Here is a 15839-nt window from a genome sequence, read left to right as displayed (position 1 = left end):
AACTGTATTTCTACAATTCGGCTATTGTGGAGAATTCTACTGCAAAATTTTTTATTGTCAATAGATTAATTTGTGTTCAACCCTTCCATTATACGGTATTTATGTAACATTTTGGCTTGTACTCTGCTCATATCTTTATTGTAACGTTTAATGCCATTCTCATAAGCAATTGCACTAATTTTTCCTGAGCGCAATGCACGAGTTAGATTAGCTTTTTCACTTCTTGCTTTCTTAACAATACTCTCTTCTTGCTCATGGAATTTAATTAGTTTCATCTTGTCAGCATCTAACCAATCACCTAACTCATTGCGTTCTTTGCGAGATTTGTATTCTTTATAAACACTTCCAGCCTCTTCGCTTGCTTCATAGTAACGGCTTTGAATAGCAAATTCGTTTGTTGTGCCAATGAATTGATTTAAGAATGGCGTACGTGCTTTTCTTCCAAGCTCTTCACGATTAGGATTTTCCACAAATACAGTATTCAACTCTTTAAGACTACCAAGCATTGAGCTATAACCATCAAACAAGTTTTTAATTTGCTCAGGGTGCATATCAATACCCATTGTATCGTTTAGATTAATCGCCACATCTTTCCAAAATTGAGCAGTTGTCGCCTTAGATTGTTCTGCTTTTAATTTATCATCACGCACATAGTTAGTTGTGATCTTATTACCAAAAGCAGATCGATTTACAACGTTTTGCATAATTGGTTGCAAAATAGTTGGCGTTGCGGTTAATGCGATTTTTTCCATTGGATATTTTGCTGCTGAAATTTCAGATGGAGATACTGGAGAAAATGTTTTCAATGAATGCACTAGCATATTTGCACCGGCTTCAGTCAATGAAATATCACCAACAGCACCTTTTACAATATTTGTTGAGAAGTTCCAAGCCATTTGTGCCATACCAAAACCAACTGGAATTTTAAAATATTTCCCTTCACCTAGTGGAACCGGGATATATCGAGTGATGTCTCCAAGTTGATCCATTTTATTCCCGCCCTCATCCTCATCATCCATTGAGCGCAATACAGTATAAAGTGAAGTCATTACCGCCATATATCCAATAAAGCGGATTTGCCCTTTACGAGTGGATAGATAACGCATTAAGTTGGCCGCTCCCATTACAGTCGGTTGCGAGAACATATACAATGCTTTAATACCACGCATTTTTGAGCCAGTTTTGCGGAAGTTGGTTAATTCTAGCGTTGTTGCGGCTGCTTGTTTAGGATCGATTCCGTTTTCTATCAGCGCTTTATATGATGCCAAAGCAGAAACCGTATCAAACGTTTTATTATAACCCTCTAGGATTTTTCCAGCTTTCTCAAGTTTGCTAGCAATAGGATTGTTTTCCTTGCGCAATTTCTTAATTAAATCAACTTCTGATTTATCGAGATAAGTGCCATAGTTTGAAATTCCTCCTTCTCTTAATAGCTGTTTAAGCATACGTTCTACTGGAACGCTATCACGTAATTCTTGTCCGAACCCTAATCGTTTTGTTGCGTTCCACACTTCTTTGTCAGTGAGTGCGTTTTTAATGGTATCGCGACCGATTTTATCCATTGTTTTGCTATCGACTAGACGATTGTTTTTATCGTAAAGTTTTTGCACTCGGATAAATTCTGATTTTTCCCAAGTGTCACGCAACATATTCATTGGGGCAAACGTAACCGTCCATTGAGTAACACCACGAGCATACCATCCTGTCGGCTTAGAAATAACTTTCAAGAAAGCGTTGGCGTGTTCAACGTTGTCATTACGCAATGATTCCATCACTTGAGTTGGCAATTCATACTCATAATAATCACTGCCCTCTTTACGGATAAGCACGTTGTCGCTTGAGCGTGTCAAGCCTTGCATTTTACGTTTGCTAATACCTAAATTTGCGGTTGCTTGTTCTCTTGCGCTTGAGTCTGAATATCCTTTATTTTTCAATAAAGCGACTTCTGTCTCAAACAAGTCGTCAATCTTCGCTTTAAATTCAGCAAAGCCGGCATAGGTGGTGGATTTACCGATTGACTTCCAAACAGCATCAATCGCATCTTCAGCCTCTGAGTTTATACGACCTTTCAATGCTTTATCTCGAGTTATATTAAGCGCATTTGAGCTGGCACCTGAGATAATATCAACATCTACATCAGCATTAGGATCACCAGTTAAAGGAACATAATGGCGATTTGATTTGTATTCTTGATATTCTGATTCAGTATATCGACCGCTTGCACGATCAATGTCTAATCTTGATTGATTAAGATCGTAAACCATCTCAGCAATTGATTCTAAATTAGATTTACTAATACGTTGTTCAGTATTCTTCATAATCAATTCAGCTTCTGGAATTGACCAACCTCCAGCGACCCCAACTTTAAAGCGATTACCTTTGTTTTTATAATCTGTGTTGTAAATATCAGACTTACGGTTATCGTATTGCTCTTTTGCTTTTAGATAAGCCTCATTTAAGCGACGAACTTCTACACTTGTACCGTTTTGTTTAGCGTTATCCAATAAGCGTTTTGTATCACGCATTACTTTTTCATCACGATTTAATAAATCAATGTTTTTCTCAATGGAATATTTAGCCGAAATCCAGTTACCGACTAATCGTTTCATTGTTAATTCATCGATCGGATGTTTGCTTTTCTTGGTCTCTTTAGATAAAGCGGCAATTTTAGATAGAATAGGTTTTAAATACGCCTGTTCTAATTCTGAATTTAGCGCATCACGTTTACCCTTGGCGGTGTACATCGCATCTTTCAATCTGCGTTTTTCGTGATCTCGACTGCTCGTATTCCCTGTTTGATCTTCAAGATGCATTGAATCAATCCAGTCATTCACTGGGCGCAAGCTATCAGCGAACCATTCATCCACTTTGCCCACTACCTGATTAAAACGCTCTTTAAATCCTGAAAAGTCTTTGGATTTTAAATTATCCCATACACTAGGCTCACTATTTGCCACGCCTGTCATTGCTAAATCAAGAGCGGATTGCATTGTATTTGCACGAGAGAATAAAATATCCCCACCACGCTCTTCATCTAATTGATTTGTCGCTTGCTTAATTGCTTCAATTCTTGATTTAGGATCAATAGAATCATAGGTAAATATTTTCACCCCTGATTTTTCCAATACATCATAGGCATTTTTAGCAAGGTTATCAGGAACAACAGCACCAGCAAAGTTACTGAATTGTGTAATATCTTTCGCTTTACCCTCAAAATATTCAGTTGGCAATGCTTTGAGTTTATTTAAAAACGCATCAACTGCCATTCTATTTTCTTGAGTGTCTTTAATGCCGGCATAGCCAAATGCTTTTGAAGTATTTTCATCAATCGCATTCCATAACACATCGTAAATATCTAAAGTACTTACACCTAATTTGTCCGCTAATAAATCCCCCTCTTTTTTAAGAGTATCTCTTGCGATTTCAAATTCTTCTTTAGATACGATTCGATGTTTATTGGCTTGAATATCAGCGATAGATTTAAACTTAGGCGTAACGGCTGCACGCACGTTAGCCATTCCATAATTAAATGATTCGCCGCCTCGTAAATCTTTTTTGAGTTTTTTAACAACGTTTTCAATAGTATGCGCAACGTATTTATTGCGACCGTGATCATCTGTACCATTCCAAATTTTCTCTTTAACTGGCATGGTTTCAACGATACTATCAACATAAGCACGGAAAGCATCATTATGCTCACTAACCGCTTTTCGTATATTTGATAAGGTTTCAGGTTGATCTAATACTTTTTTAGATTCCTGTAATTTCACCCCCTCTTTTACTCTTGATTCAGCAAATGTACGCACCGCATATTTATCCCCATCTAAGGCTTGTTTTGCACGAACAATAACATTTTTTAGCGATGGCGATGGAGATACTCTACCCTCAATATCTTTGATGTAATCCTTGATAAATTCTCTGAATAATCCCTCAAATTTATCCGCACTTTCGATGGATGAAATATCTTCCTCGCTGATGCCGGCTTTAATTGCTTTTTGAATGGATGGATAATCAGCGTGTACGCTTTTCGGAATATCTCGATAGGCTTTTTCATACGGAATATTATGCTCTTTCAAGAATTGATGTTTAACTGCATCACTATCAATCATAGCTTGTTTTGCGCCAGTATCTTCCAATCCTTGCGTGAAGCTATAATCAAAGGCGCTATCTTTAATCTCTTTTGCTGATTTTTCAAAACGATTGAATAATGCTTTTCGATCTTTTGCTGAATACTCATAGTTGATTCGAGGATAACGAGGCGAATAAATATCGCTGCCAAACACTTGAGCTTTATTTACACCTTTCGGATCGATGTAATTGCGACTGCCAATTAAAGTGACTTCGCCAAAGTTGGTCAATGGATTACTTTGTTTCGCCACTGCAACGGATGCAAGTGGTAAACCGCCCATTTTATCAGCGTGCATAATGCCGTCTGCGCTGATGTTGTGTGTCACAATTAAATCACGTTGATATTCTGAATTGTTTTTCCGGCTAAAACGAATATCATCATTCTCTTTGGAGAATGCACCTGTGTTATCGGTTGCGGATTTGATTTGGTTGGAATTAAAGGCGACAATTTCTTGTCTGTTAGGATATAAAATGCCATCATAACCGGCATCTTTTAGTATTGAACTGAAAGTTCCAGCATATTGGCTTCTCACCGAAAATGAATTTCCTACATTGAAAATAAAAGGATCAACAGTGTAATCTTCGTAACCTTGTTCAGAGAGTTTATTTGTTAAATGCTTAGCAACTTCCTCAGCAGAAGTAAAATCACTAGGTCTAAATGGATTCTTTAATGATACATACGCACCAATAATTTTTTCTCCATACGATTCTGAGGTTGTTCTATTTGGAGAAAAGTAGAACCATTTTCCTCTTAACCCTTTGTCATTTCCTGCGCCCGCTTTATTCTTGTCAAATACATTAAATTCCGAACCTGTTCCGTGATACGCAACCAATGGCTCACCCGTTCGTTCATTCACCACTTTAGACGAATTTTCAGGATCGTTTTCCCAATCCCCAAACCACGCTTTAAATTCAGGAGAGCGAACTTGTTTCCATTGATGAAAAGTAAGTTCTGTTTCGCCATTTCCCTTGGCTTGGTTGTAGTGCTCTTTTGTTAGCTCTTCGTTTCGACTAAAGCGAACATCGCCATTTTCATTTAATTCCCCGACCGCACTTTCTTTGATTTTAGCAACCAAATTCAATACATCTTCATCGGAGAATTGTGCGGCACGTTCGGCACCAAAGATTTTTGATAAGAATTCTTTAATTCGTTGTGCGGTCATTGCTAACCATGATTTAGTAGATTGTCTTTGACCTTTCTTAATCTCTACACCGTAACGGCTTTCAAGCTCATTCCATTTACCGGTTTCGTGTGCGGCCATCACTTCTGCAATAGCCTCTTCAATCGCCACTGCACGATTGGTTGCGGCTAAATCATCTGTATTTTTGCGTTGTGTTTGAATAGCATCAGCAATCTGACTAATCGCTTTGTTTTTGCCAACTTCTTGCATTAAGCTGTCATAAGAGCCTTTATAGCCAACGTTGATTCCACGATGCGCCATTTCATGCCACGCAACGAATTGCAAACGTTCTTCTTTGCTCATTGTTTTAGTTGCATTGATGCTATCTGCGATCAATGTAACCTTGCCTGTTTTAGGATTAAACCAGCCCTCTACATCAGAAGTGATAAGATTCTTCACATCTTCTGGCGGATTAGCAAAGGCGATAACTTCAATATGCTCAGCGGCTTTACCTAGATTTTTCCGTAGAATGTCTTGTGCGCGTTGGATTTCTGGATTAATTTGAGTTTCTTGATTGTTTTTTGCGCTTAGATATTGACTTAGTTCTGCCTCAGTTTTAACATTGGACACAGAAAGGTTATCTACGCTAGTGAGCGACGATGGCAATTGAAGCCCAACAGTCCTAGCAAATTGATAACCTTTTGTGGAGTTCGTTTCTGATAATGGTGATCGCAATTGAAGCGTAAGATTATCTAAGAAATTAACTCCTTTTTTCTTATTCCAATAAAGTAGGTCATTTTCTAATCCGCGTTGAATTTGCGAATTATTCCGTCCATATACACTGGCAATATTAATTAATTCAATTCCTTGTGAAGTTTGCTTTAAATGCAATGCTGCAACAACGGGCTTATTGATGCCGTTCACATTTTCCATTAGTTCTGTTAAAACCACATAACCATTTTGTTGCGTACTGGATTTCATTACCGCCACAGGATCGTTAATTTGTTTTGGTAACTGTTTTAATGTTTCAGCCGTCACATTATGTTTTCCTAACATTACTTTTTTTAATACTGCGCCACTGATTACCACATTAGCATCAGGAAGCCCCAGCATCTTTAATACACTAGGCGTTGTTCCGACCTCTATAATTTGTGATGAAAATTTACCATTAGCTACATCATCCACCGCTTTCGCAAAATCAGAATTAGCGGATTCATTTAGGCTTAATCGAATAGCTTCATCAGCATTTTTCGCTTGCTGCAACGAGCCTAATTTATCAAACTCTACATCGCCGAACATGCTGGCTTGTGATAGATTACCTTGCATTTGCGCTTGGTCAAAGTAAGCACCTAACACTTGCGCAATGCGTTTCCCACTGCGACGATTTTCATCAAAGATAGTCAAAATCTCTCGCGCTTCAGGGGTCAAATCACCGACAAAATCATTCTGCGCAAGATAATCACTGATTTTGTAACCTTGTTCGTTGAGCTGATTGTATTTTTCTACTGCTTGGATAATATCGTGAGAAATACTCACGTCAGAAAGCACGCCTGAATTAATATCTTGTTGAGTTTGAGCCACTTTAGGTGCCAGTGCGGTTAAGGCATTAAGTACGTTTTTAGCCCCTTGGTCAGTGTTCTCAATCAATCTTGATAATGTTTGACTGTCGCCATAGGCTTGATACAGCATTGCATTACGAATACGTTGAACGCCTGTTTGGCTCAAATTACCTTTACTGTCTAATAATTCATTTCGGAGGTTTTCTGGCTGATTTTGAATAAATTGACGAATGAATTGCTGATTATCAGTAGAATTAATTTCACTGTGTTCATCGGCAACAAAAGAGTCCATACTTGGTAAGCGGCGAGCATCGACTTTTGCTTGCTCCAATTCAGACATACGCATTCCACCTTGCTCGTTGGAATTAATTGCGACTTGTGCAATATCTACTGGCGAAGTTAAGCGGCGAACAAGCACAGGGTTTTCCACGGCATCTAGCTGAGCTGAATCAACACCAAAACGATCGGCATTATCTCTTAAGAATTGGCGATAACCTTCTGCACCGCCTTCTTGATAGGCTTGGCGAAGAGCCATTGAACGACCGTTACCAGCAATGATAGTTTTACCGTCTAAAGCAAGCAGTGGCGCACCAATATCCATAGTTGGGCTTGCAGCCAATTTACGCGGATCTAAATTACGTGCAATGTTGTTAATTTGTGATTGGCTTGCTGTTCTGTCACGATCGCGGAATTGGTTATCATCTTTTTGTTGCGTAGGGGAAAGTGTAGTCGCGTCTACCACTTCATATTGGAAAGGCTGATAGTTTCCATTGCCCACATCAATTTCATCGCTCACGCCCTCAATAACGCCCTCACGACTTATTGGCGCGATATTTGCCTCAGATTGTAGGTTGCTTGTCGGCGCATTAAAGTGCGGTTGATTTTCACCGTATTCTTTCGCTTTTTCTGCGTAATCCTCTAGCCATTGTCGCATGGCCTTTCCATCTTGCGGATCGATACCGTAAGCCTGTGCAATATTGCGCACTTCATCAAACGCACGACCGATCACATAGTCTTTTTTCGCTTGAACATTATCGAACACCATTGGTGTATCCATAAATTCATTCGCACGAGAAAGATTATTATTGCGGAATTGCCCTAAGATTGAGTGTAATTCAAGCGCACGTTCTAATTTAGGATCGACTTGGAAGGCAGAATTTACATCTTGAGTTTGCTGTTTTTTTTCTCCAAAGAAATCTGATTCAAATTTTGCTTTCGCTTGTTGTTGTGCCAACGCATTTTCTTCAGCTTGTCGCACACGTGCATTAGCAATACCTGCGTTATTTAAGGCTTGAACACGGCTCGCTGAAACTAGTTCACTTAATTCAGTTGCGCCTTGATTGAGCATATCAACATAGTTTCTTAACTGACTATCTACCGCTTCATTACCAGTGTCAATATGATTGAGCAACACACGTTTTTGCTTGTTGAAAAATGAACGCTCAGAATGCGCATCTAAACCGCCCATTGCAGAACCAAATACACCGCCAAGCACCGCACCATCTATGGCATTATCAGCCATACCTTCAGTTAAATCTTTATTTGGATTGTAATAGTCTTGTTCAGCTTTATTGAGCGCATACTGTTCTGCAATACCTTGAACCGCCTCCGTGCCCCCTTCAACCATTGCACCTTTCAATAAGCCACCTTTGATTGTTTTTGCTGCACTACTTAGCCCTAAAAAACCACCACCAAGACCACTTACGGCATTTGTCACTAAGTCAGTAGCGATTGCAGTTGGATTTAGCGCGGCTGCACGCCCTACTTGATCAGCAAAGGAGGATTTAGCTAAATCATAAATTTGCTCAACTGTTTTGCCTTTGCCTTCTTCACTATCAGCAATCTCATAATACGCATCAGAAAATTGGGGAATTTGCGCAAGCTGTTCATTGCTCATACCCATCACTTCATCGCGTTTTTGACCGTAACGACTGCCACCCGACATTGCGGACATTGCAGCAGTCACGCCAACCATATTCCAGTATTTTTGAGGAATACCACGTTTAGCGGCTTGTTCTACAGCGGTTTTCCCCACTTGTTCAGCCGCTTCTTTCTTCAAGAGCAATTTACCAGCTTGTTTTATACCGAATGTTGCTGCTTTACCCGCACCAAGTGTTAAAACAGTATCAAGATTTTGACCAATCAATGAGCCAAGATTACCAGCCCACCAACGAATATTACGCACACCTTGATCTTCTCCATCAAATGCATTTTGATTAAGAGCAGTTTTCATTTCATCCGACATGGTTGCAAGGTTTTCATCCGCACCTTTTGCCGCCCAATCGCCCACATCGTGCAACCAATCCATTCCAGTTAAAGCACCTAAACCATGCGCAATGTCGCTCGCCCCTTTCCAAGCCCCCATTTGTACCGCATCAATGGTATCTGCAACCAATCCTTGTTGCTCAGGCTTTTGCTCAGCCATCGGCATATCGACATAATCACTAGTAATATCATTTTTCTTTTTACCACTTGGATTGCCGGTCATAATGCCGATCATGTTGTCATATTCTTTCTGCGGGAGGTAAAAGTTACTCATTTTATTTGCCCTTAAATTGGTGATAAAAAAAGACCGCACTTTTTAAGTTGCGGTCTGTTATTGATCTAATCCGTAGTTACCAGTTGGATTAACTACTGGCGCATTTTTCAATGCCACTTCCGTCTTGAATTTTTCCAAGTCTGCGGCTTGTTTACCTGTTTGGAGTTGAATATCGGTGGTGAGTTTCGCTGTTCCTAATTCCTTGTCTAAATTCAATCTTGCCTGGTTCGATTCTTGATGCATTTGGACTTCTAGGACTTTAATTTCAAGTTCTTTTTCACGAATCTGTACTTTCATTTGCTCGATCTGTAACTGAGCTTGTGTGCGCATTTGTTCTAACTGCATTTCGTGCTGTTGTTTTTGTTGTGCGATCTGCATTTGCATTTGAACTTTAAGGATTTCAGGATCTTGTGGTTGTTGTGCCTGCGCATCTTGCATTTCCTGAAGTTTTTGTTCGTACTCTTCACGCGGAATTAGCATAGTCTGCGTTCCCATACTCATAGACTGCATGAGAGTTTTCGCACCATCGTACCAGTCAAACGCATACATTAATTGCGGATGCTGACCAAATTTTTGGAAAATGTCGATGATTTGTGCGGTTTGGGTTTCTTTCACAAGTAAAGCTGACGTACCACGTGCTACAACTTGCATATCACCTTTGATAGATGCGTCTTCACTCATATTCATGTTGTACTCGTAGAATCGACGAATCAGCGGTTTAGTGACAGCATCATCCCATTCTTTTACTTGACGGCGACGTACTGCATTAGCGGCATTCATCAACATAGACATACCGCCAAGCGTAGGCGTTACCTGTCCTTGTTCACCTTGAGCAATCATTGGTAAGCCACTTTCTTCATCCATAAAAGATTTAGACAATTGAATAATATTTGCTAATTCTTGCTGACGACTACCAATATCAAAGATGCCAAATGCACGTTGCGCCTCAAATTGAGCACTAGCGGTTGCACGGTCATTAGTTTTCCATAATTTGTATGGTGCAAGTTCCCAGCTTCCATCTACCGGCGTTAGCACACTGCTATTGACTACTGCTTGTGGCCCAATTCCTAAAACACCGTTATCAATCATTCCACGCCAAGCAGTATTGAGTATTTCTTGTGCATCACGGCAAAGGTAAGGAATACCAAAACCAAATAGGCAGCAAACATCAGGTTCACAGGTATAAACTGAATAAGGGAATTCAGCGGTATCAAGTGGATTGAGGTTTACACTCAAGATTTTACCGTTGCCCGCCATCACAATTACACCTTCAATTTCTAAGTTGACAGCACGTGATTCTTCATCATCAGGAATATTTAACTTGTTGTCTTCACCTAACAATTCATTTGCACCTGACAACACATTCAACGGAATCCCACCGTGATAAGTCCACAACTCATAGCGGTTATCCTTACTTTGTGTTTCAAGCCCAGAAAGCGTTCTGAGTGTATCGACATAGCCATCCATATCATTGCTTGCCGTACGCGTATCCCCACCATCAAGCTCACACAATTCCAATACGCTTTCTTTCAAGTAGTATGGATTTTTCGCAAGCGCCTGTAATTGTTTTTTGGTCACATGGCTACGCTCAAAAACAAACTGACAATCTTTGAGCGTTGGTGCGGTCATGTCTGGCACAAAATCCCACGGAAGAACTAAACGCGCAGTGGGAATCGTCTTATTGACAATTTCTCCCACCCAATTTCCTAGACTGTCTTGTTTCCATGCTTTAGATTCCACAACATCCACCACTGGCGCACGTAAAATACCCGTGCCAAGCACGGCAGCATAATGTAAACATAAGCGAGCTTCTGCCGCATAGTCGCACTCTAATAACTGATCATCAATCAGCTTTTCCATCGCTTCCGCACTTTCTTTTGCTTGCTGCATAATGGCGCGAGCGTTGGAAATTTGATTGCGCAAATTCGGATCGTCAGTGTCAGGCTGTTTTGCAATATTCGCAATTTCTGGCATTGGTGTTGGGCTAATTCCGTAGTTTTTATCATCACTAGGGAAAAGCATATCTGTCATTTGCGCCGTCCACGAATCTGTTTTCGCACGAGTGTAGCCAACAAAAACTTTCGATTTATTTGTTTTAATACTTTCTTCATATTGGTTGCGATACTGATACATATCTTTCACCCAACGTTGTACGATCGGTTGGCGTTGCTTTAAATGTTCTAATAGCTTGACCTTTAGATCTGCCCCAAAAGTTGTGATAGCTTCTAGAATTGCGGATTGTTCTTCTGCCATTTTTAATATCCTGTGATTGAGCTGATAGCTTGGTGTGGTTTAACGTTGATGATCTGTTGTTTGAATAAATCAGGCATAGCGCCTAAACATAAATATTGGTTTGCATCGTGTGGATGTGAATAGCGATTTTTATCGGGCATTTCCGTATATTTTTCTTCACCGCTAATATTTAACTGGCGATAGGCATAACCTGTTTCATAGCCTTTAATCAAAACTCGACAATGCGGGCTGATAATCATCGCTGGTTGCCCTTTCCCAACCAAACGAGATAACCACCAACGCACCGCTTCTAATCGTCCTGTTGTATTGTTCGTATCTGCGGGGCGTGCATTGAATCCGTTTTCTAACAGAATTTGAAAACAGGTTTTTTCATCTGTTTGCGCACGTTGAACGCCAGCTGGATCACCAATCACTTCCACTTCGCAACCAGCATATTTGGAGCGAATTAAAGGCGAGAGCTGATCTTGAATGAATCGCTGAATCCCCATCCCTGTCGCCACAACTTCATCAGTAATACGTAACTGCCCGATAGGTGAGACTTGACCGATAATTGCAGCTGGCGTTAAACCAAAATCAAGACCGATAAATGTTGGCCAGCCTTTAATAGGTAATAATTTGTCTTTCGAGACGTGTAAATCTTTGTTGAAGTGATCCATATAGACGGGTTTGCCTGTTTGAACGGTCGCAAATTCGTTACAAATACGAGATTTAATCCAGCTCAATGTTTGTCCTTGAAGGTTATCGAACCAGTAGCCATAGCCTTTTTTATGGTTTTCTACGTTTTCTGCTAAAGGATTGGCGACAAATCGGTGTCCGTGATAGTCCACATATAAGCCGTTTTCGATATTAGCTTTAACTCCATTAGATAACGATTCAAACGGAATGCCTGTAATATCAATTAACGCCCCTGGTTGCGTAAAGAACTCCCAATTCTTAGGCGTAAGACTTTCCCCTGTTTCTTCATCGAGTGCCATTTCAAAGGTATGCCACCAGTGATCGTCATCAGGTGAGTTGGTGTCCATAATCATACCGTTCCACGTTGCACCATCGAATCCTTCCGAAACTCGCTTTTCAGGAAAACGACCAGTACGCGTCACCGCTTCCGTTACCAACATCACCGGTAAGAATTGTGCTTCGTTAATCCAAATTCCTGTCAGCTCCAAGGACATTAATTTTTTTACATCCTTTGGTTTATCCATCGACAAGAACATAAATTCCGCTTCTACTGTCGTCTTACCATCAGGATGATTAATTTTCATCATTCCAGAAATCGGGCTATCATATTTAATCGGACAAATACTTTCAGGAATCCATGCTTGAAAGGTCTTAATTACCGTTCCTTTTAATTCAGGATAAGTGTTTCGCACACAAGCCCAACGAGTACGACGAACTCCATCAGAATTAGGTTCTTGATTTAAGCAAATACGGAACATTTCCATTACGCACCCAACTGATTTACCACTACCAATCGGGCCACGAATTGCCTTTACTAATGCGTTTGATTTATGCACCCGACTAAAGGTTGGCGAGGTAATGTAATTAATCTTCATCATAGCTACCTGTAAAATCCATTGTGTATTCCACTTTGTGTTTACTTGCTGCTTTTGCACCAAGCTCTTGCGCCAATTTATCGGCTTTAAGTAATGTTTCTTTCGTTTGCGCTTTTCTTAATTCGATTGTTTCAAGAGTAAGTGCAATATTGTTGTTTGTGCTATTCAGGCTTTCAATGCGTCCCACCGCTCTGTCTAGTGCAGCTTCGGCAGATTTGATTAGCTTAAATGTAATTTCCTTATCTTCTGCCGTGGTGCATTTCTCTAAATCAGCAGTGAACTTCTCAATGCTTTCAATCGCCGAAATGGCCCGTTGGCGCATCAAGTCGATTTCGTCTTTGAGAGTAAAATCAACCACCTCATCAAAAACAGATTTATCCTTAAAGTATTTAGCGTAACCGCCATGCTTTATCATTTTTGCGGACTGCTTTACTTTTATTGCGATTTCTTTCGCAGTTTCGCAATTCTCTTGCTCGACTTTCGCAGTTTTGTTCGCAATTTCGCAATCAATTTCGCAGTTTTGCTCTAAATCTTCTTTAGATTCAATAACTTCTAACTCATCCATTTTATTAGATGGTTTCGCAGTTATTTTTTTGATAGCTTTTAACTCCCTGCTATCACCTTTTTGGATTTCCCCTAACTTAGAGATGGCTGTTTCAGGCTTTTTGATATACCGTTTAGCGCTAGCAAAGTTCAGTCCTTTCTTCCTGCACCATTCCATTACAGATATACCAGTCTTTGCGTAAGACTTGATATATTCGATTTGTAGTGCGTTCCAATCTTTTTTTGCCATAAACGAGATATAAAAAAGCCCGCATTAAGCGGGCAAAGGTGGTGAAGAATAACCGCACTTTATTGCACGCACGGTTTAGGTATTAAATTATTTTTCCATTTTCTCGCGTTGCCATTCACGGATTTTATCAATCCGATTTAGACAGACATCACGTTCGCGTTTGAGGATTACGGCATATTGCGCGACATCCCCATAGGTTGAACCGCTAAATGATGTTTTATCTAAGTGAGCAAGATACGCTGCTGGAATAGTTGGATATGTGATGATTTGCGGTTTACTTGCGCAAGAAGTTAAGCAAGCTAATAGGAGCAACGGAATTATACGCATTGCTTTGTTTATCGCTGTTTGGAATTGAATTGATAATCGCATTTTGTTCCTCTCTCGCTTCGCTTTCAGCCTTGGATAACTCAAAGGTGATGCGTTGATTTTCAGCAATATCCGATTCTAATTGGGTGATTTTAGTGGATTGCTGAATGATGGTTTCAGCTTGTTGTGCCTTTGTTGATTCCAAGTCTTCAATAACGCCAGACTGGTAACGCAATGCGCCAAACAAAACCACTACAACAGCCCCTAACGCTATGTAAATGTACTTAGTCATTATCAGTTACCATTAATGCTCGATAGAGCTTGCAACGCTCATCAATGCCATTTAATCCACCATTAATTCTTCGAGTTACTTTCTCTACAGAATTAAGATCAGCCAATTCACAGCATTTCCAATACCAGATGGCAGTTTTAACAGATAAGTCTAAATTACTTGCTACATCATCTGGCTCAATATCTCTACCTAACCATTTTCTAAACGCGGCATAATTATCCTTACCTGTGATCTGGATCAGTCCACGACCACGATACTTCCAACCATCTCCGCTTTGCTCATCTCCATTACCCAAACGATTAGCATAAACACGATTGGCTATTAGCTCAGGTTTGCGCTCATATTTCTTGGCTGTAAGTGGATCGGGAAAATATTTGCGGAAAGTTTGAGACAGCCCAGACCAAGAATAATTTAAGTTTTCTTTAAATCTTGTAAACCCTCCACTTTCATGTCCACATTGGGCCAAGAACATAGCTTGTTGCATCTTAGTTACACAACCCGCTTTTTCTATTTGTTCTGAAATGGCTTGATAAACACCCTTAACCGCATGAGGGAAAATCTTATTGAACGTCACTTCGGAAATCATCATTGTCATCTTTTTCAATTCTCCGATTAATGAATTTAAACAAGAACTCTCTAATTTTCTCAGTACCAACAAAACCAATCATTGTGCCAAGAAACGATGAGTACTCACTATGCCCAAAAATATGAGTGCAGATCGGTACTGCTACGCCAGCAATTGAGGCGCACATAGCTGCATCAATGAACACATATCGGAAACTTGGCTTTCTACGCATAAATCCAAGTCTTAGTATCGAAATAAATAACGCCCAAAGAGCGCTCTGCACGGAACTAGAACTCAAATTAATTTGTAACCAAGACCATATTAACGCCCACACATCTGGCTCTTTGATTGGCATATATTTTCTCCCGCCTGTTCTTTAGGCAATAAAAAAGCCCACGTATTAACGTGAGCTTGTGATATGGCAAAGGCGTAAGGGATCGAACCTTAATTAGCGGTTTTGGAGACCGTTGTCTTACCATTAGACTACGCCCTTAGAATGAAGATAACTTGATCGGTTTAGTACCACGGTAAACATCAGAAGTTATCCCACTGTTACGGTATGCCAGCTTACCCCACAATTAGCGAGTTATCTTGCGTCATCATAGAAGCTGATAAACCAGCAATAAAAAACCGAGATGTATAAACTACACCTCGGCTATTATGGAGAATTTTAGTGCAATTTTTCGGCAAAGTCAATTTTTAACCATTCTTGAAATTAGTTTTAATAACAGCA

The 15839-nt window shown here is 40.1% G+C and carries 8 protein-coding genes and 1 tRNA gene; all 9 read right to left on the bottom strand.

What is annotated here, in order from left to right:
- Nucleotides 1-65: 65 nt before the first annotated feature.
- Entirely contained in the window at nt 66-9347 is a 9282-nt protein-coding gene (locus tag DV427_RS07590; RefSeq protein ID WP_162790289.1) for a MuF-C-terminal domain-containing protein, read from the bottom strand.
- Nucleotides 9348-9404: 57 nt separating this feature from the next.
- Nucleotides 9405-11600: a hypothetical protein gene (locus tag DV427_RS07585; RefSeq protein ID WP_114891890.1), complete on the bottom strand. Its 2196-nt coding sequence runs from the start codon at nt 11598-11600 to the stop codon at nt 9405-9407.
- Between the two features lie 2 nt (nt 11601-11602).
- A complete protein-coding gene (locus tag DV427_RS07580; protein ID WP_114891889.1) occupies nt 11603-13150 on the bottom strand; it encodes a TerL in 1548 nt (515 codons plus the stop codon).
- A complete protein-coding gene (locus DV427_RS07575) occupies nt 13140-13943 on the bottom strand; it encodes a terminase (protein WP_114891888.1) in 804 nt (267 codons plus the stop codon). The genes DV427_RS07580 and DV427_RS07575 overlap by 11 nt, the downstream gene beginning before the upstream one ends.
- Nucleotides 13944-14030: 87 nt before the next feature.
- Nucleotides 14031-14312 carry an Rz1-like lysis system protein LysC gene (gene lysC, locus DV427_RS07570; protein WP_114891887.1) on the bottom strand — a complete coding sequence of 94 codons (282 nt, stop codon included), beginning with the start codon at nt 14310-14312 and terminating at the stop codon, nt 14031-14033.
- The gene (locus DV427_RS07565) at nt 14218-14541 is read right to left on the bottom strand and encodes a DUF2570 family protein (protein ID WP_114891886.1); all 324 of its coding nucleotides are present in this window, start codon (nt 14539-14541) and stop codon (nt 14218-14220) included. Before DV427_RS07565 ends, lysC begins: the two co-directional genes overlap by 95 nt.
- Nucleotides 14534-15136 carry a glycoside hydrolase family 19 protein gene (locus DV427_RS07560; protein WP_114891885.1) on the bottom strand — a complete coding sequence of 201 codons (603 nt, stop codon included), beginning with the start codon at nt 15134-15136 and terminating at the stop codon, nt 14534-14536. The genes DV427_RS07565 and DV427_RS07560 overlap by 8 nt, the downstream gene beginning before the upstream one ends.
- Entirely contained in the window at nt 15102-15461 is a 360-nt protein-coding gene (locus DV427_RS07555) for a phage holin, lambda family (RefSeq protein WP_114891884.1), read from the bottom strand. Before DV427_RS07555 ends, DV427_RS07560 begins: the two co-directional genes overlap by 35 nt.
- 64 nt (nt 15462-15525) lie before the next feature.
- Nucleotides 15526-15599: transfer RNA gene (locus tag DV427_RS07550), tRNA-Trp, on the bottom strand.
- Between the last annotated feature and the right edge of the window lie 240 nt (nt 15600-15839).

The organism is Haemophilus haemolyticus (assembly GCF_003351405.1).
GTDB classification, from domain to species: Bacteria; Pseudomonadota; Gammaproteobacteria; order Enterobacterales; family Pasteurellaceae; genus Haemophilus; species Haemophilus haemolyticus_N.
This window is presented reverse-complemented; position numbering and strand designations above follow the sequence as displayed.

Excerpts from the sequence above, each read along its gene's own strand:
- DV427_RS07590 (WP_162790289.1), bottom strand. The coding sequence starts at position 9,347 with ATGAGTAACTTTTACCTCCCGCAGAAAGAATATGACAACATGATCGGC.
- DV427_RS07585 (WP_114891890.1), bottom strand. The coding sequence starts at position 11,600 with ATGGCAGAAGAACAATCCGCAATTCTAGAAGCTATCACAACTTTTGGG.
- DV427_RS07580 (WP_114891889.1), bottom strand. The coding sequence starts at position 13,150 with ATGAAGATTAATTACATTACCTCGCCAACCTTTAGTCGGGTGCATAAA.
- DV427_RS07575 (WP_114891888.1), bottom strand. The coding sequence starts at position 13,943 with ATGGCAAAAAAAGATTGGAACGCACTACAAATCGAATATATCAAGTCT.
- lysC (WP_114891887.1), bottom strand. The coding sequence starts at position 14,312 with ATGCGATTATCAATTCAATTCCAAACAGCGATAAACAAAGCAATGCGT.
- DV427_RS07565 (WP_114891886.1), bottom strand. The coding sequence starts at position 14,541 with ATGACTAAGTACATTTACATAGCGTTAGGGGCTGTTGTAGTGGTTTTG.
- DV427_RS07560 (WP_114891885.1), bottom strand. The coding sequence starts at position 15,136 with ATGACAATGATGATTTCCGAAGTGACGTTCAATAAGATTTTCCCTCAT.
- DV427_RS07555 (WP_114891884.1), bottom strand. The coding sequence starts at position 15,461 with ATGCCAATCAAAGAGCCAGATGTGTGGGCGTTAATATGGTCTTGGTTA.